This is a genomic window from Subtercola boreus (genome assembly GCF_006716115.1).
Classification (GTDB): domain Bacteria; phylum Actinomycetota; class Actinomycetes; order Actinomycetales; family Microbacteriaceae; genus Subtercola; species Subtercola boreus.
Genome location: NZ_VFOO01000001.1, coordinates 2,575,986 through 2,600,951 on the forward strand (window position 1 = coordinate 2,575,986; position 24,966 = coordinate 2,600,951).

20 protein-coding genes are annotated in these 24,966 nt (G+C 67.8%); 6 read left to right on the forward strand and 14 right to left on the reverse strand.

Annotated features, from left to right (window positions below; all coding sequences use genetic code 11):
- Positions 1 to 36 precede the first annotated feature (36 nt).
- Positions 37 to 1,320, forward strand: a complete 1,284-nt coding sequence (locus FB464_RS11985; protein ID WP_116413660.1) for a DUF4214 domain-containing protein — start codon at positions 37 to 39, stop codon at positions 1,318 to 1,320.
- Positions 1,321 to 1,326: 6 nt separating this feature from the next.
- On the opposite strand, the gene FB464_RS11990 is transcribed toward FB464_RS11985, so the two are convergent.
- Together FB464_RS11990 and aceB are read right to left on the reverse strand one after the other, a co-directional pair.
- On the reverse strand, positions 1,327 to 3,534 hold the full coding sequence (locus FB464_RS11990; protein WP_116413659.1) for a malate synthase G: 2,208 nt from the start codon (positions 3,532 to 3,534) through the stop codon (positions 1,327 to 1,329).
- Between the two features lie 40 nt (positions 3,535 to 3,574).
- On the reverse strand, positions 3,575 to 5,209 hold the full coding sequence (gene aceB / locus FB464_RS11995) for a malate synthase A (protein WP_116413658.1): 1,635 nt from the start codon (positions 5,207 to 5,209) through the stop codon (positions 3,575 to 3,577).
- Positions 5,210 to 5,551: 342 nt separating this feature from the next.
- On the opposite strand from aceB, the gene FB464_RS12000 reads away from it, so the two are divergent.
- A complete protein-coding gene (locus FB464_RS12000) occupies positions 5,552 to 6,310 on the forward strand; it encodes an SDR family NAD(P)-dependent oxidoreductase (protein WP_116413657.1) in 759 nt (252 codons plus the stop codon).
- Positions 6,311 to 6,333: 23 nt separating this feature from the next.
- Here FB464_RS12000 and FB464_RS12005 read toward each other — a convergent pair whose 3' ends face one another.
- The 11 genes from FB464_RS12005 to FB464_RS12055 all read right to left on the reverse strand — a co-directional run bounded on the left by FB464_RS12005 (position 6,334) and on the right by FB464_RS12055 (position 18,200).
- Complete coding sequence (locus FB464_RS12005) at positions 6,334 to 7,095, reverse strand: GntR family transcriptional regulator (RefSeq protein WP_116413656.1); 762 nt, start codon at positions 7,093 to 7,095, stop codon at positions 6,334 to 6,336.
- 145 nt (positions 7,096 to 7,240) lie between these two features.
- Positions 7,241 to 8,797 (reverse strand): ABC transporter substrate-binding protein, encoded by a 1,557-nt coding sequence (locus tag FB464_RS12010; RefSeq protein WP_170151847.1) that lies wholly within the window; start codon positions 8,795 to 8,797, stop codon positions 7,241 to 7,243.
- Between the two features lie 89 nt (positions 8,798 to 8,886).
- Positions 8,887 to 10,209, reverse strand: a complete 1,323-nt coding sequence (locus FB464_RS12015) for an NtaA/DmoA family FMN-dependent monooxygenase (protein WP_116413654.1) — start codon at positions 10,207 to 10,209, stop codon at positions 8,887 to 8,889.
- Positions 10,210 to 10,337: 128 nt separating this feature from the next.
- The gene (locus tag FB464_RS12020; RefSeq protein ID WP_116413653.1) at positions 10,338 to 11,378 is read right to left on the reverse strand and encodes an ABC transporter ATP-binding protein; all 1,041 of its coding nucleotides are present in this window, start codon (positions 11,376 to 11,378) and stop codon (positions 10,338 to 10,340) included.
- Entirely contained in the window at positions 11,375 to 12,382 is a 1,008-nt protein-coding gene (locus FB464_RS12025; protein WP_116413652.1) for an ABC transporter ATP-binding protein, read from the reverse strand. The genes FB464_RS12020 and FB464_RS12025 overlap by 4 nt, the downstream gene beginning before the upstream one ends.
- On the reverse strand, positions 12,379 to 13,248 hold the full coding sequence (locus FB464_RS12030; protein WP_116413651.1) for an ABC transporter permease: 870 nt from the start codon (positions 13,246 to 13,248) through the stop codon (positions 12,379 to 12,381). The genes FB464_RS12025 and FB464_RS12030 overlap by 4 nt, the downstream gene beginning before the upstream one ends.
- Entirely contained in the window at positions 13,245 to 14,180 is a 936-nt protein-coding gene (locus FB464_RS12035) for an ABC transporter permease (protein ID WP_170151846.1), read from the reverse strand. Before FB464_RS12035 ends, FB464_RS12030 begins: the two co-directional genes overlap by 4 nt.
- 163 nt (positions 14,181 to 14,343) lie before the next feature.
- On the reverse strand, positions 14,344 to 15,540 hold the full coding sequence (locus tag FB464_RS12040) for an LLM class flavin-dependent oxidoreductase (RefSeq protein WP_116413649.1): 1,197 nt from the start codon (positions 15,538 to 15,540) through the stop codon (positions 14,344 to 14,346).
- Complete coding sequence (locus FB464_RS12045; RefSeq protein ID WP_116413648.1) at positions 15,533 to 16,609, reverse strand: LLM class flavin-dependent oxidoreductase; 1,077 nt, start codon at positions 16,607 to 16,609, stop codon at positions 15,533 to 15,535. The genes FB464_RS12040 and FB464_RS12045 overlap by 8 nt, the downstream gene beginning before the upstream one ends.
- Positions 16,606 to 17,430 (reverse strand): glucosamine-6-phosphate deaminase, encoded by an 825-nt coding sequence (locus tag FB464_RS12050; RefSeq protein ID WP_116413647.1) that lies wholly within the window; start codon positions 17,428 to 17,430, stop codon positions 16,606 to 16,608. Before FB464_RS12050 ends, FB464_RS12045 begins: the two co-directional genes overlap by 4 nt.
- 2 nt (positions 17,431 to 17,432) lie before the next feature.
- Positions 17,433 to 18,200, reverse strand: coding sequence for a GntR family transcriptional regulator (locus FB464_RS12055; RefSeq protein ID WP_170151845.1), 768 nt, complete (start codon positions 18,198 to 18,200; stop codon positions 17,433 to 17,435).
- Positions 18,201 to 18,453: 253 nt separating this feature from the next.
- Here FB464_RS12055 and FB464_RS12060 point away from each other — a divergent pair, with 253 nt between their 5' ends.
- Both FB464_RS12060 and FB464_RS12065 read left to right on the forward strand, forming a co-directional pair.
- A complete protein-coding gene (locus tag FB464_RS12060; protein WP_116413645.1) occupies positions 18,454 to 19,146 on the forward strand; it encodes a GntR family transcriptional regulator in 693 nt (230 codons plus the stop codon).
- Between the two features lie 151 nt (positions 19,147 to 19,297).
- Complete coding sequence (locus tag FB464_RS12065) at positions 19,298 to 20,785, forward strand: MDR family MFS transporter (RefSeq protein WP_116413644.1); 1,488 nt, start codon at positions 19,298 to 19,300, stop codon at positions 20,783 to 20,785.
- A gap of 19 nt (positions 20,786 to 20,804) precedes the next feature.
- Here FB464_RS12065 and FB464_RS12070 read toward each other — a convergent pair whose 3' ends face one another.
- The gene (locus tag FB464_RS12070; RefSeq protein WP_116413643.1) at positions 20,805 to 21,992 is read right to left on the reverse strand and encodes an aminotransferase class I/II-fold pyridoxal phosphate-dependent enzyme; all 1,188 of its coding nucleotides are present in this window, start codon (positions 21,990 to 21,992) and stop codon (positions 20,805 to 20,807) included.
- Between the two features lie 411 nt (positions 21,993 to 22,403).
- Here FB464_RS12070 and FB464_RS12075 point away from each other — a divergent pair, with 411 nt between their 5' ends.
- Together FB464_RS12075 and FB464_RS12080 are read left to right on the forward strand one after the other, a co-directional pair.
- Entirely contained in the window at positions 22,404 to 23,432 is a 1,029-nt protein-coding gene (locus FB464_RS12075) for an Abi family protein (RefSeq protein WP_116413642.1), read from the forward strand.
- Between the two features lie 290 nt (positions 23,433 to 23,722).
- Positions 23,723 to 24,748 carry a LacI family DNA-binding transcriptional regulator gene (locus FB464_RS12080; RefSeq protein ID WP_116413641.1) on the forward strand — a complete coding sequence of 342 codons (1,026 nt, stop codon included), beginning with the start codon at positions 23,723 to 23,725 and terminating at the stop codon, positions 24,746 to 24,748.
- Positions 24,749 to 24,966 lie beyond the last annotated feature (218 nt).

A 24,966-nucleotide genomic window follows, 5' to 3' on the forward strand; every position in this document is an offset into this window, starting at 1 on the left:
TGTGGGTGGGACACTCCTCAGACCGAAAGCCCAGATATGACAGACGCACGATGGAGGCGCCGATGGGGTGCCATGGCGGCGGCGTTCATCGTGCTCGCGGCGAGCATCCTGGGCCTGGCTCCGCTGCCGGCCACCGCGGCGGGGGGACCGCCGGCCGTCTCGAGCAACCCCATCGAGCTCGCCCAGACACTGGTCAAGGCAGAGAGAGCCGGGGACTTCAGAACGAATCCGTCCACCATCTTCGACCGTGAGATCGCACCGCTCGCGAACGGGGAGGCGATCGCCGGCTGCGCCCTCGACATCCGGGTACTACAGGTTCTCGTGCTGACACTGCAGAACTTCGGCTCACTCTCCGTCTCCGACCTGCAGCGCCCGTGTATCGGGTCGAACCTGAACTGCGGGGCACCCACCTATTCGGTGCACTGCCTCAACCCCGGCGAGGCGATCGACTTCACCAGCGTGGGCGGCCGGGGGCTGAACGGGGCGAACACGGGGACCTTCGAACTGCTCCGCTTTCTCGACTCGTTCGTTCCCCGCTCCACGAATGCCGGGCAGGCGAACTGCCGCAGCGGCCTCTCGCTTGCCAACATCAACCAGTTCTCTGACTCGTGCAACCACCAGCACGTCGACTTCCGCAACACGAACGCGCCTCTGAACGTGACGGAGGCGGCCGGTACGCTGCCCTCGATCGACGACAGCGGGGCCTACGTCGCGGCGCTCTACAAGGACTACCTGAGTCGTCCGGCGTCCGGCGACGACCGCCTCTGGTGGGGTCGACAGTTGGCGTACGGCTCACCGCGCACCATCGTCTCCGATGCGTTCGTCACCAGCGACGAATACCGGCTGATCCGCATCGACGCCGCCTACAAGAACATCCTCGGCCGGACGTCGGACGACGGCGGACGGGTCTTCTGGCTCGGGCTGATGAAGGCCGGCTCGATCTCGACAGACGACATCGAGACCCTGCTCTACGCCTCGGATGAGTTCTACGCCCAGCACACCGGCACAGACGCTGGCTTCGCTGCGTCTCTCTACACGCTCCTGCTGCACCGCAACGGGTCGGCCGACGACTACGCGTTCTGGGCCAACCTCGTCGCGGTGAACGGCCGCACCTGGGTCGTCGACCAGTTCTGGGATTCCACGGAGACGATCAGCGAGCGGGTGAGCCTGATGTACAAGAAGTACCTCGGGCGTTCGCCTGACGCCGGCGGGCTCGCAGGCTGGGTGCAGTCCGCGCTGCAGCTCGGAGACTCCGGGCTCCGCTCGGGGCTGACGTCGAGCGACGAGTACTTCGCCCGCTCTCTCAGTCGTTTCGGCTGAGCTGCCTCAGGCCACGCCGGCCAGACGGGGTGCCGAGGTGGCGGTGGCCGCCTCTTTCGCCACCCGGCGGAAGTGGTGCAGGATCGGCTCGGTGTAGCCGCTCGGCTGGCGGGTGCCCTCGAAGACCAGCGCCCGCGACGCGAGGAACGCCGAACCGTCGAAGTCGGGAGCGAGCGGCCGGTAGAGCGGATCCTCCGCGTTCTGCGCGTCGACGATCGCCGCCATGCGCCGGAGCGACTCGTCCACCTGCTCTGCGGTGATGACGCCGTGCAGCAGCCAGTTCGCCACGTGCTGCGACGAGATCCGGCAGGTCGCCCGGTCTTCCATCAGCGCCACATCGTGGATGTCGGGCACCTTCGAGCATCCGATGCCCTGGTCGACCCAGCGCACGACATAGCCGAGGATGCCCTGCACGTTGTTGTCGAGCTCGGCCTGCCGCTCGGCAGGGCTGTACTCGCGCGTCGCCAGCGGAATGCGGAGGATCTCGCTCCGGGCCGCCGGTGTGCGCTCGGCGAGTTGCCGCTGCACGTCGGGCACATCCACACGGTGGTAGTGCAGCGCGTGCAGGGTGGCCGCGGTCGGCGAAGGCACCCAGGCGGTGGTCGCGCCCTGGAGCGGATGCTGCACCTTCTGTTCGAGCATGTCGGCCATCAGGTCGGGCATCGCCCACATACCCTTACCGATCTGGGCCCGGCCCGGAAGCCCGGCGGCGATGCCGATGTCGACGTTCGACGCCTCGTAGGCGGCGATCCACGGCTCGGCCTTCATCTCGGACTTCCGAACGAAAGGCCCAGCGAGCATGGACGTGTGGATCTCGTCGCCGGTGCGGTCGAGAAAGCCGGTGTTGACGAAGACGACCCGGTCGGCGGCTGCACGGATGCACGCGCGGAGGTTGACCGAGGTGCGCCGTTCCTCGTCCATGATGCCGAGCTTGATCGACCGATCGGGCAGCCCGAGGAGCTGCTCGACCCGGGCGAAGAGTTCGACGGCGAAGGCGACCTCCTCCGGCCCGTGCATCTTCGGCTTCACGATGTACATCGATCCGGTGAGCGAGTTCGGCAGGGCACTTCCGCCCCGGATGTCGCCGACCGAGCCGAGCGCAGTCATGACGGCGTCCAGCATTCCCTCGAACACCTCCTCGCCGTTCTCGTCGAGGATCGCGTCGGTGCGCATCAGGTGCCCGACGTTCCGCACGAAGAGCAGTGACCTGCCGCGGAGGGCGGTGGTGCCCCCATCCGGAGCCGTGTACTCGCGGTCGGGATTCATGCCACGAACGAAGGAACGACCGCCTTTGGTGACCTCTTCTGACAGGGTTCCCGTCATCAGTTCGAACCAGTTGCGGTAGCCGATCACCTTGTCGTCGGCATCGACGGCGGAGACCGAGTCTTCGAGGTCCATGATGGTGGTCACCGCGGATTCGAGCAGCACGTCGCTGACGCCCGCACGGTCGGTGCGGCCGACCGGATGCCCGGGGTCGATCTGGATCTCGAGGTGGAGCCCATGGTGCACGAAGACGAGCGCCTCGGGGGCCACGGGTGTTCCGCGGTAGCCGAGGAATGCTGACGGGTCCGCGAGAGCCGCCACGCCCTGCGGCGTGCGCACCTGCACGGCGCCGTCGGCCACGGAGTAGCCGAGCGCGTCGGCATGGCTGGCGCCATCGAGCGGGATCGCTTCGTCGAGAACCTGGCGCGCCGCCGCGACGACGGCCGCACCGCGCACCGGGTTGTAGGCCGGACCCACCGCCTGTTCGCCCGAGCGGTCGATGGCATCGGTGCCGTAGAGGGCGTCGTAGAGCGAACCCCAGCGCGCGTTCACCGCATTGGCCGCGAACCGGCGGTTCAGCAGAGGAACGACGAGCTGCGGGCCGGATTGGGCGCGGATCTCGAGATCCACGCCCTCGGTGGTCACGAAGGCGGCACCGGGTGCCGCGTCGCCCTCGTCGGCTTCGAGATACCCGATGCGTTCGAGGAAGGCGGTGTACTCCACCGGATCCACCGCTCCGGGGTGATCGCGGTGGAAGTCGTCGATCTGCCCCTGCAGGGCGTCGCGGGTGGCGAGCAGCCCGGCGTTCCGCGGGGTGAGATCGCCGAGCAGGCCGGCAACCCCACTCCAGAACGTGACGGCGTCCAGACCCGCCTGGGGCAGCGCCTCGGCGACGAAGCGGTGGAGGGGGGCTGCGACGGAGAGACCCGCCGCCTGTATTCGATCGGTCATTGTTCAGATCCTTTCACGACGGGTCACGGGCGTCACGCGATCACGCCGCAATCGCCAGCTCGTCGGAGATGTCGACCAGGTAGTGCGCGTACGCGGGGATCGTGAGGTAGGTGGGGAACTCCTCCTCGAGCGCCACGAGACGCACGAGGTCGGCCGCGGTGTCGAACTGGTCGCCGTCGAAACGCTCTGCAGAGCGCACCTGCTCGTCGAGCTCGGCCAGGACCGATTCTGTTGTGATGCGAGTGCCCTCTGCCGTGACCACGGAGTAGTGGATCCACTGCCAGAGCTGGGCGCGCGAGATCTCGGCTGCGGAGGCATCCGCGACGATGTTCTCGAGCTCCACCGCGCCGATCCCGCGCAGCCAGCTCTCGATGTAGCGGAGCGCGACCGAGATGTTCGAGCTGACCCCGGCATCGGTCACCAGCTTGTCGAGCGAACGCACATCGAGCAGTTGCTCGGCCTTCACCTCGACCTCCGGGCGCAGCCTGTCGATCTGGTTCGGGTGGGTGCCGAGCACTTCGTCGAACTCGGCACGGGCGGTCAGCACCAGGGCCGGGTTGGCGACCCAGGTTCCATCGAAACCGTCCTGCACCTCGCGGCGTTTGTCTTCAGACACCCGAGCGAGTGCGGCCTCCGTGAGCTCGGGCTTCGAGGCATCCGGAACGAACGTGCTCATGCCTCCGATGGCATATGCCCCGCGCTTGTGGCAGGTCGCGACCAGCAGCTCGGTGTAGGACCGCATGAACGGCACCTCCATCGTGATGTGGTCGCGGTCGGGGAACACGAACTGCGGTCCGCGGTCGCGGTAGCTCTTGATGAAGCTGAAGATGTAGTCCCACCGGCCTGCGTTGAGCCCGGCGCAGTGGTCGCGGAGCTCGTAGAGGATCTCCTCCATCTCGAAGGCGGCCGAGATCGTCTCGATGAGCACGGTCGCACGGATCGTTCCGGGGTGCAGGCCCAGCGCATTCTCGCTGAACGTGAAGATGTCGTCCCAGAGCCGCGCCTCGAGGTGGTCCTCGATCTTGGGCAGGTAGAAGTACGGACCCTTGCCCGAGTCGATCAGCTTCTGGGCGTTGTGGAAGAGGTAGAGGCCGAAGTCGACGAGCGACGCAGACGCCGCCTGGCGCTGCCCGGTGCGGTCGACGAATCGGAGGTGCTTCTCCACGAGGTGCCAGCCGCGCGGTCGCATCACGATCGTCGGCAGCTCCCCGGTGCGGAGCCGCTGCACGAGCCCGTCCTCGTCGACGAACTCGAGCTGGCGACGCACGGCGTCGAAGAGTGTCAGCTGGCCGTCGACGATGTTGCTCCACGTCGGGCTGGTGGCATCCTCCAGGTCGGCACCCCACGCCTTCGCCCCGGAGTTCAGGGCCCGCACAGCGCTCTCCCGGTCGACGGGGCCGGTGATCTCCACGCGTCGGTCCTCCAGCCCGGGGCCCGCGCCGGCGACTCTCCACGTGTCGTCGGCGCGGATCGGGGCGGTCGCTGCGAGAAAGCGCAGGTCGCGGCCGTTCTCAACCGCGAGACGGCGTTCCATGCGGGCGTGCAGTCGCTCCTGGCGGCGGTGCGCGAACGCGTCGTGCAGGCGCGTCACGAAGGTGAGAGCATCGGGAGTCAGAATCTCGTCGAAGCGGGCGGCGTCGGCGCCCCGGATCTCGATGCGGGTCTGTGTGGTCATGATCGTCTCTTCCCTTTCAGCACGGGGCGGGTCACGGGTTCCCGTTGCCTCTGCTTCGAATCCGGCAGTCGGCGTGTTTTCCGACCTGCGTCCACTCTGGGGTCGCCAGATCGACGCCGATGCGGATTCGCCACCAGAAGATTCCCGAATCTTCTGCAAACCGAAAAGAGGGAACCGCAGGGGCGTTCACTTTCTCTCCCGTTTCACCGATGTGACACGCTGTTGCGCCACTCGGATGCGCGCAATACGCCCGACCCGCGGCCGTAATCCTCCTGTCGCATTCGGCACATAGCGTCAGTCCGGCGGGTTGCATCGAACCTGCGACGACGCAAGGAGTACCGGATGTCAGGTTCGCTGGCCGGAAAGCAGGCCCTGGTGACGGGCTCCACGAGCGGGATAGGCCGTGCCATTGCGCGGGCCATGGCCGCGGAGGGGGCATCCGTCGTCGTGACAGGCCGATCGGAGGAGCGGGGACGCGCGGTGGTCGACGGCATCACGGCCGACGGCGGCACGGCATTCTTCGTGCGTGCCGACCTGAATGACGGAAAGGCCGGCATCGACGCCCTGGTCGCCGCGATCCAGGACCGCACCGGCCGGGGCGTCGACATCCTCGTCAACAACGCGTCGTACAACATCGTCTCCGCCATGTCGACGGTGGAGACCCCCGAGTCGCTGATGGATTCGGCACTGCTCGGCAGCGTCAAGGGCACCTTTCTCGTCACCGCGGCCTGCCTGCCCTGGATGATCGCCCAGGGCTCGGGGCGCATCATCAACATGGGGTCTGTCATGGGCATCATCGGCAAACCCGGTGGCTCGTTCTATACGGCCGTGAAGGCGGCTGTGCACGGCATGACGCTGGGCTGGACGGCGGAGTATGCGTCTCTCGGCATCAACACGAACACCATCGCCCCGGGCACGGTGCTCACCGACGCCGTCAACGACGTCTACGAGAACGTCGCCCCGCAGCTGCCGTTCACGCCGACGCAGAAGTTCAGCACCCCCGAAGACGTCGCGGCCGTCGCGGTCTTCCTCGCCGGCCCCGGCGCCGCGAACATCTGCGGCGTGACCATCCCCGTCGACGGCGGGTGGGTCGCGGTCTGAAGGCCCGGCCAGTCGGCCGCGCGTCAGGACGCGTGCGACTCCGTGCGCACCGTCACCCGGTCGCCGCGCGCATAGCTGTACGACAGCACCAGCACCCGGTCGTTCACATCCCGCAGGTGGTATTCGCGCAGCAGGATCGGTGCTCCCTCGGCGACATTCAGCAGCGTGGCCACCTGGGCGTCACAGGCCACGGCCTCGATGGCGGTCGAGACGCGGCCCATGTCCTGTCCGAGCAGGGCTCTGAACCGCTCGGCGAGCGTCTCGTAGGAGTCGTCCTCGTCGATCTCCAACCCCCTGCTGAACAGCGCCACCGAATCGAAGTCCGGCGGGTAGTAGTTCAGCTGCACCGAGATCGGTTCGTCGCCCATCATCGACATGCATTCGTAGAGCAGGGCGTACTTGCCCTCGATGCCGAGACATTCGCGCACCCAGGGAGGCGCGATGACGGTCTCCATCGCGGTCGTCACGATGCGGACCTGCCCTGCGCCGCCGTCCCGGGCGTTGACGGCACGATCGTCGTTGGAGTCGAAGAGAGCGGCGTCGAAGGTGGTTCCCACGCGCTGCTTGCGCTGGATGAATCCCTCGCTGCTGAGCGTCGTCAGCGCTGAGCGGATGGCGCTCCGCGTGAAGTTGAGCGAACGGGAGAGGGCGCGGTCGTCGATGTCGAGGGCACGCATCACGCCCTCCCGCATCGCGGACCGGATCGCGACGTACGCGCGGAGGCTCGACTTCTGGGCGGCGAGTTCGTGCGGCACCACGAGGTCGATGGGATCGGACTCCTGCATGCTCTCCCCTTCATGATCGACGTGACGAGAAGTGTCCCGTAGTCAAAGGTAACGGATCGTGCCTGAACGAACGAGGAAAGCGGGGTACCGACCGGTGCGAACCGGCCGGTACCCCGCCCACGGTGGTGCAGAGGGGCGCGGCGCCCTACTTCGTGCCGGCGAAGGTGTCGAAGTTCCAGGCCGTGTAGATGTTCGGGACGAAGCCCGAGACGTTCTGGACGGCGTACTGCGAGGCCACGTTGATGACGCCGACGAAGTTGAACTGGTCGTTCATCGCGTCGATGATCTTCTTCAAGGCCGTCTGGCGGTCGTCGAGCGTGACGGCCGACTTCGCAGCGAGCAGGTCCGCTGCAACACCGCTCGGGTCAAGGCCCGTCCACGGCCAGTAGGCCACAGGAACCGGCGAGAGCGGGTCCATGTTGGTGGGCGAGGTGCCCCAGTCGTCGACCGCACCCATCTGGTAGTTGCCGCTCGACAGCGCACTGATCACGCCGGCCTGGTCTGACGCCTTGAGGTTCAGCGTGATGCCGACCTCCGCGAGGTTCGACTGCATGACCTGGGCCGTCGCCGTGGCGACGGTGTCGGCCGCGTTGTAGAGGTAGTCCACGCTCAGCGTCGTGACTCCCGCAGCGGCGAGGAGGCTCTTCGCCTTGGCGACGTCGTACTGGTACGGGTTCGTCGGCTGCACCTCGTCGGGCATGTTGATCGAGTTGGCGCTCTTGGCCGCAAGGGCGCCACCTCCGGTGAGCGACGCGATGTCCTCACGGTTGATCGCGAGAGAGATGGCCTCGCGCACGGTCACGTCGCTGAACTGCGGCAGGGCGGCATTGATCAGGTAGCCCTTGACCCGATCCGGAACCGCCGTGACGACCTGGTCGGCCGACACCTGGGCGCGCTGGGCATCGTCGGGATCGGTGATGATGTTCACCGCGCCGTTCTGGAACTGCAGCAGGCGCTGGTTCGCGTCGGCGATCGCCTCGATGGTGACGCTGGAGGCCTTGGGGTAGCCCTCGCTCGCACGCCAGTAGTTCGGGTTCTTCTCGAACACGAGCTTCTCGGCCGCGCCACCGATGTCGGTGGCGGAGGTGACCTTGTAGGGTCCCGCGCCGATGGGGGCCTGCAGGTAGGCCTCCTTCGTCATTCCGGCGTAGTCCTTCGGGTAGATGGGGCCGTTGCACCAGGTGAGCTGGTAGGCGAAGAACGAGTCCGGCACGCCCAGGTGGAAGACCACCGTCTGGGTGTCGGGCGCCTCGGCCGACAGGATGTTCGTGTAGTACCCGCCCGAACCGGTTCCCGCCTTCCAGACCCCGAGGTCCCAGACGATGTCGTCGGCCGTGACCGGGTTGCCGTTGCTGAACTTCGCCGCCTCGCGGATGTGCACGGTGTAGGTGAGGGCGGCTGGGTCGTAGGTGTAGGTGTCGGCGAGGCCCGGCTCGAGCCCGGAGGCGAAACCGTCGACCGGAGCGGCCTTCGAGTCCTGCTGGAACCGCAGCAGGGAGTCGTAGACCAGGGGTCCGGTCTGCTGGCAGCCGGCCAGGTCGCCGTCGAAGGTGCTCGAGGGGTTGGCGCGGGCGATGACCACGGGGCCGGAGCCCGAGTCGGTGCTGGTCGCCGTCGTGGATGAACCGGCGGAGCAGCCGGTGATGACGACGGTCGCGGCGACTGCCACGGCCGCCGCGATGAAGCCTGTACGTTTCTTCACGGTGAACCTTTCAGGGTGTGTGGTGCGGAAGGTGGAGCCGGGTGCAGGTGGTCGTCGTGCGGGTGTAAATCGGGGGGCGCGGTGGGGCGTCAGAACGCGAACAGATTGTCGCGGAAGTGCTCGTTCGAGTACTCGGTGCGGGTCAGGCCGCGGCGCTGCAGCTCGGGGATGAGACCATCGGTGATCTCGGCCACGGCCTTGCGGGTCATGGTGGGCAGCAGGAAGAGGAAGCCGTCGCCGCCGACCTCGTCCATGATGTGTTCCATCGTGTCGGCGCAGGTCTTCACGCTGCCGATCACGTCCATGCGCCTCGTCCAGGCCACCTTCGCCGCGAACTCGCGCACCGTCAGGCCCCGCCCGAGGTTCAGGTAGTCGTCGAGCGACGACTGGTTGCCCGTCGTCTTCATGCCCTTGGTGGCCTCGTCCATCATGGCGTCGGGGTCGAGACCGGAGAAGTCGACCTCGGTGACGTACCCGATGCCGGCGAAGACATTGGCAGGGTCACGGCGGGCCGCTTCGCGGATGTCCTCGATGCGCTGCTCGGCGAGCTCGTCGGTCTCCGCGACGATCGGATGCACGACGAACAGCACCTTCACGGCGTCGGCACCGCGGCCGTTCTCGATCGCGAGCCGGCGCACGTCTTCGCGGTAGGCCTTCGCCTGCTCGATCGTGGTGCAGCTGGCGATGATGACGTCGGCGTTCTTCGCCGCGAACTCGCGGCCCCGAGCAGATCCGCCGGCCTGCACGATGACCGGGCGCCCCTGCGGTGTGGGCCCCGAGACGAGGGGGCCACGGGATTTGAAGTACTCGCCGTCGTGGTCGAGGGTGTGCACCTTCGCCGGGTCGGCGAACCGGTCGTTCTCCTTGTCCATGACGATGGAGTCCGGTTCCCACGAGTCCCAGAGCTTGAACACCACGTCGACGAACTCGTCGGCCCGCTCGTAGCGCTCGTCGTGCGGGTAGATGGCGTCGCGGCCGTAGTTCTGCACGGCGAGGTCGGAGCTGCCGGTCACGACGTTCCAGCCGGCCCGGCCCTTGGAGATCTGGTCCATCGTGCCCACCATGCGGGCGACGGGGTAGGGCTGCCATTCGCCGGTCGAGAGGGTCGGGACGACACCGATCTTCGAGGTGCCGGCCATGATCAGGGTCGTCAGCACTCCCGGGTCCTGTTTCGGCACGGAGTAGCCGTGTTCCACGTAGTAGTCCGTCGAACCGCCGAACGCGCGGGGCACCCAGGACGAGTCCTCGCAGACCATGAAGTCGAAACAGGCCGTCTCGAGTGTGCGGGTGAATTCGATCCAGCGGTCGGGAGACATCCAGTCCTTGCCGTTGTCGCCGCCGAAGGCGACGTTCCAGGCCTGCGGGTAGTACCCGCCGAGAAACCAGCCGAGGTGGAACTTGTTTGCTGTCACGGTTGAGACGTCCTTTCGGGGCGCGCCGGAGACACGCGTGGCGCGTGTGTCCTGTGATGAGGTGAGGGTGAGGGGTGTGGACTGTGTGGGTATGGGGGGCAGGAGGACGGGTGGATGATCGCCAGGGGTCAGCCCGCCAGGAGAACGTCCTCCGGGGCCCGGCCGAGCGGGAAGAGGCAGACGACGTCGCCGTCGGCGGACACGACCCGGGGCGGCACTGTGGTGCGGCACTCGTCCCTGGCGATCGGGCACCGCGGATGGAAACGGCAGCCCGACGGTGGATCGATGGGGCTCGGGGGTTCCCCGGTGAGGGCGTTCGAGCCGGGTCGCCTGAGATGGTGGAGTTCGGGGGCTGCGCGAAGCAGAGCGGCCGTGTAGGGATGCTGCGGAGCGGTGAACACCGCATCGGAGGTCGCCTCCTCGACGATCTCACCGAGGTACATCACGGCCACCCGGTCGCAGATGTTGCGCACGACAGACAGGTCGTGCGAAATGAAGACCATGGTGAGCCCGAGCTCGGCCTTGAGCCTCTGCAGGAGGCCGAGAACGGAGGCCTGCACGCTCACGTCGAGAGCCGCGACAGCCTCGTCGAGCACGAGCACCTCGGGATCGGCGGCGAGCGCCCTGACGATGCCGACACGCTGCCGCTGGCCGCCCGAGAGCGACCCGGGGTAGCGCGTGAGCACACTCGGCGGCAGTTCGACCAGCGCCAGCAGTTCGAGACTTCGCGCTTTCACGCGGGAGCGGGGAACACGACGGTGGAAGACCAGCACCTCTTCGATGGTCTGGCCCACGGTCATCCGTGGATTCAGCGACGACATCGGGTCCTGGAAGACCATCTGCACGCGGCGGGAGTCCTCGCGGCTCCGGGTGCGACCGACGGGCCGCCCGTCGAGCGAGACCGTGCCGGAGGTGAGGTCCTGCAGGCCGATCAGGGCAGCCGCCAGCGTGGACTTGCCGCACCCCGACTCTCCGACGATGCCGAGGGACTCGCCGCGGCTGACCGCGAAACTCACATGCGAGACGGCGGTCAGGTGCGCAGTGTGCGACCGGAGTCCGCGTCCCGCCTGTTTGATCGGAAAACGCACGACGAGGTCGTCGGCCCGCAGGACGACGTCGGCGAGAGGGGTCTCGACCCGCTCCCGCAGGGCGAGAAGCTCGTCGCTCATGCGGCCACCCCTTCGGTCTCGAGGGCCAGTTCGCTCTCACGGATGCAGTTCGACACATGCGCGCCCACGCCCAGAGTGGTGGGCACCGTGCGGCAGGAATCGGTGGCGAACCCGCACCGCGCCGCGAACCGGCAGGTGTCGGTGAACGTCGTCGGGTCGGGCGGCAGCCCCGGGATGGGCCGGAACGGCCTCACCTCCGCGGTGATCGACGCGTCGAGCAGTGCCCGTGTGTACGGGTGCTTCGGCGACGTCAGCACCTCGGCGGCCGGACCCACCTCGACGATCTCGCCCGCGTACATCACCGCGATGCGCTGGCAGAGGTTCGCGACGACCGCCAGGTCGTGGGTCACGAAGACGAGCGCGACGTTCCGCTCCCGGCGGATCTGGTCGAGCAGCCCGAGGATCTGGTCCTGCACGGTGACGTCGAGCGCCGTCGTCGGCTCGTCGCAGAGCAGCACCTCGGGGTCGGTGGCGAGCGCCATGGCGATCATGATGCGCTGGCGGAGGCCGCCCGAGAGTTCGTGCGGCCACATGCGCATACGGCGGGCGGCGTCGGAGATCCCGACGTCCTTCAGCAGCTGGAGCGCACGCTCCGCCGCCTGCTTCTTCGTCACACCCTCCCGCGACAGCGCGGCATCCATGATCTGCCGGCCGACGCGCCGGGTGGGGTTCAGAGCGCCGAGCGGATCCTGGAAGATCATCGCGACGTGTGGGCGACGCTGATCGGGCTTCATGACATCGCCGTCGACGAGGATGTCGCCACCACTGATCTCTGCACCGCGGGGCAGGGCGCCCATCGCCGCCCGCAGGGTGAGACTCTTGCCGCTGCCGGACTCACCGACGATGCCGAGCGTCTCGCCGCGTTCGAGGTCGAAGGTCACCCCGGTGACGGCGTCGATGATGCTGTGCCCGCGGGAGATCGCGACATGCAGGTCGTCGACGCGGAGTCCGGCCGAAGGAGCATCCGGTGCCCGGCGCACGAGGGGTTCGCTGAGTGCGGTCATCGCCTGTTCCTTTGGTCGAGCCCGTCGCTGAGAACCGAGAACGCGATTCCCACGACGAGGATGAAGAGGCCAGGAAGGGTGGAGATCCACCAGGCCGTGCGGATGTACTGCTGGCCGTCGGCGATCATCGCACCCCATTCGGCGGTGGGTGCAGGCACGCCCACCCCGAGGAACGAGAGGCCCGCGAGGCCGAGCAGGCAGAAGACCATCTGCGAGGCGGAGAACACGATCACCTGCGGGATGGCGTTCGGCACGATGTGCCGGAACAGCTGCCGGAACTTCGAGTAACCGAGGCTGCGGGCGGCCCGCACGTAGTCGAGTTCTTTGATCAGCATGACCTCCGAGCGCACCAGCCGGGCGAACGGCACCCAGAAGATGACCGCGGCCCCGACGAGGTAGGCCGAGACGCCGCCACCTGTCGCGAACACCATGACGAGGAAGAACACATAGGTGGGGAATGCCTGCAGCACGTCGCAGAGGCGCATCACGAAGGAGTCGAGGATGCCGCCCACATACCCGGAGAGGGCGCCGAGCACGGTGCCGATGATCGCCGGCCCGATGGTCGCGGCCAGTGCGAGCGGAATGTCGATGGTCGCCGACGCGAGCGTGCGGGTGAAGACATCACGCCCGAACGAGTCCGTGCCGAACAGGTGGGCTGCAGACGGGGCGAGCAGCCTCGAGGTGAGGGCCTGGGCGTTCGGGTCGTAGGGGGTGAGCACCGGGCTCAGGATGCCCAGCAGCAGTATGAGCGCAGCGAGGGAGCTGCCGACGATGACGCGCTTCGTGGCCGGGGACAGCTTCGTGCGAGGAAGACGGGCACTCCGGGCGACGGCGCGGCCGGCGGGCGACGCTGCGATGGCGTTCATGCGAGCCTCACTCTCGGGTCGAGGAGGCCCCGCACCACATCGGCGACGATGTTCGAGAGCACCACCAGCACCCCGATGATCAGCACGACGCCGAGCACGATGTTGGCATCCCTCGACTTCGTGCCCTGCACGAGCATCTGGCCGAGACCCGGCAGCCCGAATGTCGTCTCGATGATCACCGTTCCGCCGAAGAGGTAGGCCATCATCGACGCGGCAAGAGGGATCATCGGGATGACGGCGTTGCGGAAGAGCGTCTTCGTCAGAAGCCCGAACCCCTGGTTTCCGAGGCTCCGCGAGACGTGCACATAGTCGGAGTCCCCGATGGAGATGAGCGACGAGCGCAGGCTCTTCAGCAGAACGGGGATGATCGTGAGCGACAGAGCGAAGGCCGGAAGGATGATCGCATTCAGCCGGGCGCCCGTGTCGGCCGGCCAGCCACCGATCGGGAAGAGACCGGTCGGCAGGGCGATGAAGACCACCAGCATGATGCCGATCCAGAAGCTCGGCATGGCCATTCCCGCGACGGTCAACCCGCCGGAGATGACGTCGACGAAGCCGCCGGGCCTGCGGGAGGCCAGAATGCCGAGCGTGATCGCGATGACGAGCGTCATGATGATGGAGGCCCCCGCGAGCCAGAGCGTCGGAACCGCCGCATTGGCGAGCAGCGGGCCGATCGGGGAGCTGCCGACGATGGTGGTTCCGAAGTCGCCCCGCACGACGTTGCTGAGGTAGTTCCAGTACTGGGTGATGAGGGGCTGGTTGAGGCCGAGGCTCTCCCGGATGGCCGCCCGCTGTTCGGGGGAGGCCTGGGTTCCGCCGATCAGGTCGGACGCGTCGCCGGGAGCCAGTCGAACCAGCAGGAACGAGATGACACTGAGCGCGACGAGCGTGACGACACCATGAAGGAATCTTCGGGTGAGGTAGCGGGTCATGGGTACCATCCATCGGGTTGGGTGGGGGGTGTGGGAATGACGTTACGGTGGCGACGTTCCAGTCGCACGACATGCGGGTTACAGTCTGTTTACGCCGACAAGAAAGGCTGGTCAGCGGCATCTTCTCGACCGAATCTGCCGAGCATCCTGTGCCGTGGGAGCATCAGAATTCGAGAAGGTTCTCGGCCAGGAGCGTCGAGGAGTACCCGGTGCGCATCGCTCCCCGGGCGACCAGCTCGGGCGCGAGACCGTCGACGACCTCGCTGAGGTAGCGCCGGTTGCCGATACCCGCGATGAGGAAGCCGTCGCCGCCGATGAACTCCATCGCCTCGCACATCCGGTCGGCCACGTCGGCATGGGACCCGACGAGATCCAGGCAGCTGATCCCCCACTGCTGGGCGAGCTCACGCAGGGTCGTCATCGACTCCCCCATGCGCATGAACTCCTGCAGGTAACCGAGGTGCCCGTTCGTCGTCAGCTCCGTCGGCACCGGTGCGTCGAGGTCGAACAGCGAGAAGTCGATCTCGGTGATGGCCGAGAGCGCGCCGAGGGCGATCTCGACCTGAGCGGATGCACGGCTCTTCTTCGCGACCGCCTCTGCGGTGGTGTCGCCGAAGGTCGGCATCACGACGAAGAGCAGCTTCACGCTGTCGGGGTCGCGGCCGGCGCGTTCGATGCGCTGGCGCAGGTCGTCGCGATAGGCCTTCATGGCGGGCAGTCCGTGCGCCGACACCAGGATCGTGTCCGCATGCTTCGCGGCGAAGTCACGGCCCCGCGGCGAACTCCCGGCCTGGCAGTACACCGGTTTGCCCTGCCGGGAGGGCATCGTGCCGAGTTCTTCGGGCGAGCCGAAGAGCCGGGTGACGTTCGCCACATAGTCGTCGGCGCGTGCGTACCGGTCGTCGTGCTCCGGCAGCTCGGGCAGCCCGTAGTTCTGGGCGGCCCTGTTCTCACTCGAGGTCACGATGTTCCAGCCGGAGCGACCCCGGGTGAGCCCGTCGAGGGTGGAGATCGTGCGCGCGAGCTCGTAAGGGGGGAAGAAGGTGGTGGATCCGGTCGTGACCAGACCGATGTGCGACGTGGCGTGCGCGATCATCGGGATGAGCATCAGCGGGTCGTTCTTCGGCGCGAACATCCCGTACCGCAGGTCGGCCTCGGAGGTTCCGCCGTAGGCGTCGGAGACCATCACCGAATCCTCGAACATCACGTAGTCGAAGTGCGCCCGCTCGAGTTCGGTGACCATGTCGACCCACAGGGAGCCGTCTGCCCACAGGTGCTTGTTCTCGCCACTGAAGGCGCTGCGCCAGTCGAGCGGCTTGAAGGAGGTGAATGCACCGAGGTGGAAGCGGTCGTCAGACATGGAGGGGCTCCTTCGGGTCGAGTGCAGCGACGGGTTCTGCTGCGGCGAGGCGGTCGAGGGCGGGAACCAGCCCCTCCGCGATCTCGGCGACGTACCGCCGGTCGGCCGGGCCCACGATGACGAATCCGTCGTTGCCCGTTTCGTCCCGCAGAGCGTGCAGGCGTTCCGCGACCTCGGCGGGCGTTCCCACCAGCCCGAGGCGGACCGCCGCGCCGACACCCGGGTGGCCCGCTTCCCGCGCGCTCCGCGCCTCCGCGTCGGCCCGGGTGTCTGCGAGCACCGGATGCACGCCGAGCAGCACCTCGAGCTCAACGGGGTCGCGCCCGGAGTCCGACACGGCCAGGCGTACGTTGGCGACGCGTGCGGGGAGGTCGTCGGCCTCCGCGGTGAGAACGAGAACGTCGGCGCACCGTGCGGCGAAGGCGCGGGCATCCGGAGTCTGCTGGGTGACCGTGATCAGGGGTGTGCGCACCGGCGGGAGGGCGTTCAGCGGGCCCCGGCTGGCGAAGTGCCTCCCCCGATGGTCGATGGGCAGCACCTTGGTGAAGTCCGCGAAGAGCGGGGCCTCGGCATCCAGCACGAGCGAACCGGGCTGCCACGATGCCCAGAGGGCTTTCATGACCTGGCTGAACTCCACCGCGCGCTCGAGAGCATCGGGACCGTTCTCGAGCCGTGCGTTCCAGCCGACGCGGCCGCCGAGCAGATTGTCGAGCGTGGCGAGGCTGCGGGCCACGTGGTACGGGGCGAGCGTGCCCGTCGAGGTCGAGCCCACGATCCGGAGGCGCGAGGTGACCGAGCCGAGCAGCCCAACGAGCGGGAACGAGTCGTGCCGGGCTCCCTCGCCGTCGGCGGCGGTGCGGGGCCGGCCGTCCGGTCGGTCGCCGGGTGCCTCGTCGTCGACGATCACGAAGTCGAAGCCTGCCCGTTCGAGCTGGCGCGCGAGGGAGACGTGGGCGCTGCCGTCGGCCCAGTCGTCGGCGGCGGCCGGTCGCGCGGCGTTCGGGCCCGTCGGCCCTGTCGGTGCCGCGAACGTCGTCAGCCAGCCCAGGCCGAGTGGTTGAGTGGTCATGGTGTGCGCCTTCCTGAAACCCGTCGCGAGTCGTTGGCTGCGACGGCGCGGTAGTAGTCCGTGTGGGTGAGCCCTGCTGCCGCCTCTTCGTCGACGAGCACCGTGACGTGCGGGTGCAGTTGCAGAGCCGACGCCGGCCAGAATGCGGAGACCGCGCCTTCGACCGCCGCCCTGACGGCATCCGCCCGCGACGCGCCGAGGCCGAGGAGCAGCAACCGGCGGGCATCCATGATCGTCGCGATGCCCTGCGTCAGCACCTGGAACGGAACGAGATCGACGCTTCCGAAGATCGACTGGTAACCGGCCCGCGCCGAATCCGGCAGGGTCTTCGCGCGGGTGCGGGAACCGAGCGACGACGTCGGCTCGTTGAAACCGAGATGGCCGTTCGGCCCGATGCCGAGCACTTGGAGGTCGACTCCCCCGGCAGCCGCGATGGCCGTCTCGAAGCGCGCTGCTTCGGCGGCGACATCCGGGGCGCTCCCGTCGAGACCCACCACCCTGTCTTCCGGGATGCCGACCGGGTCGAGCAGCTGCTCACGGATGACCGAGCGGAACGACTCCGGAGCGGAAGCGGGCACGCCGACGTACTCGTACAAGGTCACGGCGCGGGTGTTCGCGAACGACAGGCCCTCGTCGTCGTGACGGCGCACCAGCTCGCGCCAGACGCCGAGCGGGGTGGACCCGGTGGAGACGCCCAGGGTGAAGCCTGCGTTCGCCGGAACCGCCGGCCCGGGCACCGCGGCCCTGTCGATCTCCGTCTGGATCACCTCCGCGGCCGCCGCCGCAACGGACTCCGCGTCGGGAAGAATCAGAACGCGCACCGTCAGGCTGCCTTCGGCACAGCGACGCTGCTGGAGAAGGCGATGCGGTCACCGCGGTACTGGGTGTGGAAGAGCATGCGGGGCACGCCGTCGCGGCCGAAGAGCACCGTCTCCCGCCACAGCAGCACCGCGGAGAAGGCGTCGGCGAGGCCGAGCAGCGCACCGACGCGGTGGTCGCACGAGATCGCTTCGCTGGCCGACTCGGTGCGGGCCGGGGCCTCTCCGTACCGCCGCTCGAACTCGGCCTCGACCGTCAGGCCTGAGGAGGTGTTCGCGTGCTCCTCCACCGTGACGTCGGTGTAGAGGGTGCGCACACCGACGGGGTCACCGTCGACATGGATCACGTCGACCACCACCCGCGCCACCCCGCCGGGAAGATCGATGCGGCCGGCAAAGGGCCACCCGAGTGCGAGCTCCCCCGAACTGACCCGGCGGAGGTCACCCGGCGGCACGCTCGCGTCGGGCAGCGCGATCGACGTCGGCCGGCGCGAGACGATCGTTCCGACCCGGGGACGCCGCGCCAGCACACCCTCCGCGGTCAACTCGCCGAGCGCGAGGCGCACCGCGGTGCGGCTGAGGTGCAGGGAGTCGACGAGCCGGCGTTCCTCGAGCTGCTCGCCGAGATCGAACTGGCCGGAGCGGATCGCCGACCGGATCAGCAGGTAGGCGCGCCGCGACGACATCGCCAGCGGTTGCCGCTCACGGATCGGCCCGCGCACTGTGCGGAAGCCTGCCTCCCGGGTCAGGGCCACCTCGCGATAGATGTTCATGCTGAGAAGCATCCTCGAGCCTTGCGTCGAGGATGTGTCGCTGTCGTAACTTTCTGCTTGCGCCGACCGTCGACGAGAGGATGCCCGGATCAGCGGCCTGATCGGGCATCCGGCCGAGGCGAAAACGCGCATCGCTCCCACGACGTTCCACGTGCCCCGACCCGTTCGACAGGGCAGAATCGAAAGGGGGCCGGATGCCCGGCCCACCACCCTCGCCTCCCCCCTCTCTCCCCGACCGCCGTGTGGAAGCAGCATGAGACCCGATCCGAGCACGACCGTCGCACGCACCTACGAATCCGTCCGTTCGGCGATCCGCAGCGGGGCACTGCCCTCCGGCACCCGCATCGACGAGGCCGACGTCATCCGTTCGCTCTCTTCGAGCCGCACCGCCGTGCGGGAGGCATTCACCTGGCTCGCCGAGGAGGGTCTCGTCGAACGGCGCCAGAGGAGCGGCACCGTGGTCACGCGCGTGCCGAACAGCTTCACGGGCGACCGCTTCACCGGTCTCGTCGAGCATCTTCTGTACGACCGTGTCGACCCTGCACCCGGCCCGGTGGCCGCGCGGATCGTGTCGGGCGGCCGGATGCGGGTGCTCTCCCATCTCCTCCTCACCGGGGGTGAGCCTGTCGCCGTGCGCACCGTCTACCGCTCGGCGGAACAGCCGGCCGAGGGAGCGCGGCCGGAGGTCTCCGGGTCGGCGCAGAGCGACTTCCGGGCGACCTTCGGCATCGACCTGGCGCGTATCGACACGACGGTCGAGGCGATCGGTTGCGACGAACAGACCGCGCAGTTGCTTCGCGTCGCGCCCGGTTCACCGATCCTGCTGCGGGAACAGGTGCTGGTCGGGGTCGACGGGGCGGCTCGGCTGCTCTCCCAGGCCCACTACGCGGGAGCCAGGTCGTCGTTCGTCGCCGGGCTCGCTCCCGAGCATCCAGACGCCGGCTGATCGCTCGCGGCCCGCGTTTTCGCCACCGACCGACGTCGCTCTCCCGCGCTCGCGCTGGCCAGCACACCGGTCGGCGGTGTCGGCCAGACGCGCAAAGGCGGCGTAACAGCGCCGGTTCCCGGGCGAAACGCCGACCGACCACGCTCGCAGCATGAGCATCCGTCCGCCCGACACCACCCCCGCACTCCCGCCGAAGAGACAGCGTCGCATCGTTCTCGGCCTGATGATGGGCGTGGCCCTGTCGTCGCTCGACAGCATGGTCGTCGCCACGGCGCTGCCGACCATCGCCGGCGACCTCGGCGGCCTGAGCCAGATCGCGTGGATCGTGATCGCCTACGCCGTCGCGACGACCGCCGTCATCCCGCTGTACGGCAAGCTCTCCGACGTGTTCGGGCGCCGTCCCATCTTCCTGCTGGCGATCATCCTGTTCATCGTGGGTTCGGTCTGGTCGGGTCTCGCTCAGAACCTGCCCGAACTCATCGGCGCCCGGGCTCTCCAGGGTCTCGGTGGCGGCGGACTCATCGGTCTCGCGCAGACCGTGATCGGAGACGTCGTGCCGCCCCGCGAACGCGGTCGGTACCAGGGGTACATCGGCGTGGTCGTGGCCCTGATGAGCATCATCGGCCCGAGCGTCGGCGGAATCGTGACAGACGCCTTCTCCTGGCGCTGGATCTTTCTCGCGAACCTCCCCCTCGGGCTGATCGCCATGATCTCGACCTCGCGGGTGCTGCGCGGGGCACCGCAGCAGCGGGTTCGGCACTCGATCGACTATCTGGGGTCGGTGTTGCTGCTGCTTTTCGTCGTGCCGCTGGTTCTCGGGCTCTTCCGGGTACCGGATGCCGGACTCGCCGACCCCGTGACCATCGCCCTGCTCGGCAGCGGCGTTCTGTTTCTCGGGGCGTTCCTCTGGCGGCAGCTCGTGGCCCGGGAGCCGATCATGTCGCTCAGCCTGTTCCGTCTGCCGGACTTCCGCCGGGCATCCCTCGCCGGCTTCTGCGTCGGACTCGCGACAGCCGGCATCACGCTCTACTTCCCGTTGCTGCTGCAGACCGTCAAAGGTCTCTCCGCCGCGGAATCCGGGCTGCTGTTCATCCCGCAGTCACTCTCCCTCATGGCGATGAACCTGGTCTGCGGTCGCATCATCAGCCGCACAGGCCGCTACAAAGCGGTGCTCGTGGCCGGGCTCTTCACCCTCGCGGCCTCGGCGGCGCTCCTCGCGCTGTTGCCGGGCGACGCCCCGGTCTGGCCGTACGTGATCGGCATCGTGCTGTTCGGGGTGGGCATCGGATGCTCGACCCCCGTCCTGATGCTCGTCGTGCAGAACGCGGTCGGCCCCGACCAGCTCGGAGTCGCGACCGCCACCCTGGCCTTCACCCGGTCGATGGGAACCACCCTCGGCACGGCGGTCTTCGGCACGATCACCACGGCGGTTCTCGTCTCGCGCCTCGGCAGCGGAACCGACTACCTCTCGGCGGCGCCTTCGGACGTGGCCGCCCTGCCTCCGGCGCTCCGGGACGCCGTGCTCTCCGGCATCACCGATGCCGTCGGCGCGGTGTTCGCCGTGAGCATCCCGATCGGCATCGCGGCGGCAGTGCTGGCGCTCGCCATTCGGGAGACGCCGCTGCGTGCACGCGTCTGACGCGCGCAGCCTGCCGCCATCAGAGAGCGGCGGCCATCCTGCTGCCGATCTCGGCGAGCACATGGGTGGGCGTGCCGATGTTCAGGCGCACGCAACGGAAACCCTCCGGTCCGAAGTGCTGCCCCCGGGACATCCCCACCTTCGCGTGCTCGATCAGGTACGGGGTGGGCTCGTCGACCCCGAACTCGCCGAGGTCGAGCCAGACGGTGAACCCCGATGCCGCCCGGGCAATACGGATGCCCGGCAGCAGCTTCGGGAACTCCTCCTCGACGAAACGCGCGTTGCGGTCCAGGTAGGCCGTGAACGAGGCCAACCAGCCGTCGGTCGAGGTCAGCGCCGTGACGAGCGCCTCCGTTCCGACGAAACTGGCCTGCGACATGACCCGATCCATTCCCGGCGTGCGGAGCGTGACTGCCGTCGCTTCGTCGGCGGCGTACAGGATGGCCGCCGGGAACGCCCGCAGATTCCAGACCTTCGAGCCGGTCGTCACGGTGACACTCCGCCTGGCGGACTCGGCGTCGAGCGAGGCGAACGGGGTGAACGTCTCGCCCGGGAAGGTCGACGGCGCGAACACCTCGTCAGCGAAGACCCGAACGCCGTAGCGGTCGGCGAGCGCGGCGAAGGCGGCGAGGTGATCGCGGCTCGCCACGAAGCCGTGCGGGTGGTGCGGGTTGATCAGCACGAAGGCACGCACGCCGTCGGCGAAGGCGGCCTCGATGACGTCGAGATCCATGTACTCGGCCGGCCGGTCGAGCTGGAGGGCATGGTTGATCTGACGCGGGACAAGGCCCGCGCGCTCGATGATGCCGACGACGGAGGCGAAGCCGGGCGTCGTGTACGCCACCTCGCTGCCCGGTTCGAGTAATGCGCGCATCGCCTCCGAGAGCCCGTTCGTCGGGTAGTCGGTGCAGAACGACAGCGCGGCATCCGGGGCCCAGCCGAAGTGCCGGTCGGAGAAGCCCGCCCACGCCTCGAACAGGTGCAGCGGAGGTTTCGGGAAGTTCGCGTAGCCGGTTCGGCCCGCCTCGACCATCTCCATGATGCGGCTCTGCACGGCACCCGCGACAGGGAAGTCGGTCTCGACCGTGCACGCCGAGATGACGTCCCGGTCGTACCGCCCCCACTTGCCGCCGCCCCGGTCGAAGAGGGTCTCGAGCGTGATGTCGTCGTAGGGGTGCGCCGTGAACAGGGAGGTCTGCAGAGTCATGCGCCGATCATCCGGCACCGGGCGCGCGCCCGCGTTCCGCGCTCATGACGGGCGGATTACGCGTGAACCGCACCGGCCGATCGGCGCGGGCGCGGGGTTGTCGCCGGAAGAACGCCGGTCGCGACGACCAGATCCGTCCATCGAGGGTTGTCTGCTCCGAGACTATGAAAAGTCATTTGAGATTTTCGGCCCCGCGAGCCCCGCCGGTGTGATGTGCCCGGGGGACCGCCATGCGATGAATGAACGCCAGTGCCAGGTGAAAGCATGTCAGTCGAAACGCCTGATCAGGAGCTCCTCCGCTTTCTAAAACATGCTTGTAACATGCCGTGGTAGTCTTCATTCATAAACACCGGCCCCTCTTCCAGCTCCGAGCTGGTAAGGGCCGGTTTTCTTTTCAGGTGAATTGACGACATGCCGATCTACGCAAAGCCTCATCTCAGTCTTTCCGATCAGGTTCGCCACCTGAGTGCTCAGGGTCTGGATTGTGATCCGGAGGCCTCCTCAATCGAGGCTCTGCACGACTACGGCTACTACCGGCTTACGGCCTACACCTACCCGTTCCGGCGACTCTTACTGCCCAGCGAGCCGAAGGATTCGGCCTACCAGTTCAGGGCGGACGACTATCTTCCGGGAGCGCGTCTGTCGGAAGCCGCCGAACTCGCTCGGTTCGACCACGGTCTCAGAGACAAGCTGTTCGACGGTATCGCTGCATTGGAGCTCGCGCTCCGATTTCAGATCGCCCATGTGCTTGGCAAGAGAAATCCTTTTGGGCACACCGATCAGGCGTCGCTGGACGGAAGAGCTTGCGCCGAACCAGCTCCGCATCGAGTACGCGCAAGGTTCGCGTCAATGTTCGACTTTTGGATCGACGAATACGGCAAACTGATCGACCGAGCGGGTGGCGAAGACTTCATTCGGCACGTGAGGGCCAAATATCAAGGCGAAGTTCCGGTTTGGATCGCGGTTGAAACTTTCGACTTTGGAGGTCTGGCCAGGCTCTACAGCCTTTTGGAGCGCTATGACCAGAACCTGATCGCAAGGAGGTTCGGCATGTCTGACGGGCGCCAGTTCCACCAATGGCTTGTCGGACTGGGCGTGATCCGAAACCATTGCGCGCACCACAACCGACTGTGGAACCGTCAGCTTCCGCACGCCCTCGCAAAGATTCCACCACTGACGGTCAAGCCGGATCTGCACCATCTCTCGAATGTGGCTCACCGCCGAAAACTCTACGGATGGATTTCAGTGCTCGCCTACACGCTCCGCAACTATGACAACACTTCGAACTGGTTTCGAACCATCAAGACTCAACTCGGCAAGTTTCCTGCCAGCAATTTCGTCAGTTTGTCCGTCGATGTGGGCTTTCCTGCTGGGTGGGACGGTGAGTCTCTGTGGAACGGTGCGCCGTCCGCCACGCGAACCCTGCCCACTCCTGTTTAGAGTGCGCTCGACTGCCATTCTGCGGTGGTGAATCTGATGGGTCGAGGCCCGCACAGGATGGCCGTATTCCCCGGATCCGCCGGGCCTTGGTTGCGGATCCGCCGGGGCCGCGTTGCGGATCCGCCGGGCCTTGGTTGCGGATCCGCCGGGGTCGCGTTGCCGATCCGCCGGGCCTCCGTTGCGGATCCGCGCCGTACCGACCCGCGATCGATGCCCCCCGCGCGGCCCGGCAGCCGTCTCGCCACTAGGGTGGGCTCAGCGGAGCATCGCAGAGCTGGAGGTGGAGAACGGTGGCCCTCCCGAAGCAGCACGGCCAACGCGCGCCGACGATCTACGACGTCGCCCGCTCGGCCGGGGTCTCCCACCAGAGCGTCTCGAGGATGCTGAACGGCGAGACCGTCAGGCCGCTCACCCGGAGCCGCATCGAAGCGGCGATCACCGAACTCGACTATCGCCCGAACCCGACGGCCCGCGCCCTGGCGACCAGCGTCTCGTACCGGTTGGGTGCGCTGGTCTACGAGTTGCAGGAGCTCGGGCCGAGCCAGATCGCGCAGGGCGCCGCCGACCAGGCCCGGGCCGCGGGTTACCTGCTCGACATCGTCGCTCTCAATCCGCGCGACGACGCTTCCATCGCCCACGCGATCGAGCTGCTCGACCAGCAGCATCTCGCGGGGATCCTGGCGCTCGCTCCGACACAGCGGCTGGTGGATGCCCTGCAGACGGTCGACTACCGAATCCCTGTCTACATCGACTCTGAACCGCTCTTCGACGGCACGGCGGCGACAGAGACTCTGAACACGACCGGCACGAGGCTCGCCCTCGATCATCTTGTCGGGCTCGGTCACAGCCGCATCTTCCACATCTCGGGCCCGCCGGAGTGGATCTCTGCGCGCAACCGCCTGGCGGCGTACCGCGGGTACGTCGCCGACCACGGCCTGCCGGCGTTCGAGCCCGTGTACGGCGACTGGACGGCGGCGTCGGGGTTCGAGGCGGCCGCAAGGATTTCCCGCGACGCCGGCATCACCGCCGTCTTCGTCTCGAACGACCAGATGGCGATGGGGGCGCTGCGGGCGTTCTCGGAGGCCGGCATCCGGGTTCCGGAGCAGCTGAGCGTGGTCTCGTTCGACGATGTTCCCGAATCGGGTTTCACGATCCCCCCGCTGACGACGGTTCGGCTGGACTTCGCCGAGCAGGGTCGCCTGGCGGTCGAACGCCTTGTGGCGATGATCAGGAACGACCCGGAGCCGCCGCTGCCGGAGCGGCCCCGGGTCTCGCTGGTGGTGCGGCAGTCGACCGCCGCCGCCCCGCCGGTCTGACATTCCGCTGGCTGCCCCGACTTTTTCCGGCCGCTCTTGCATTCTCGGATGCTGTCGCTTATGTTTGCTCCAACGACAAACTGTTACCGGTAAAAGTTTGTCGCCCACACAGTCACGACAACGAAGTCCACGAGCTCAGCGGCTTCTGAATCGCCCATCCGCCCGCACCCCTGTGGGCCACCCACACAGCGAGACCCGCCGAACCTCCGGCGGTCATC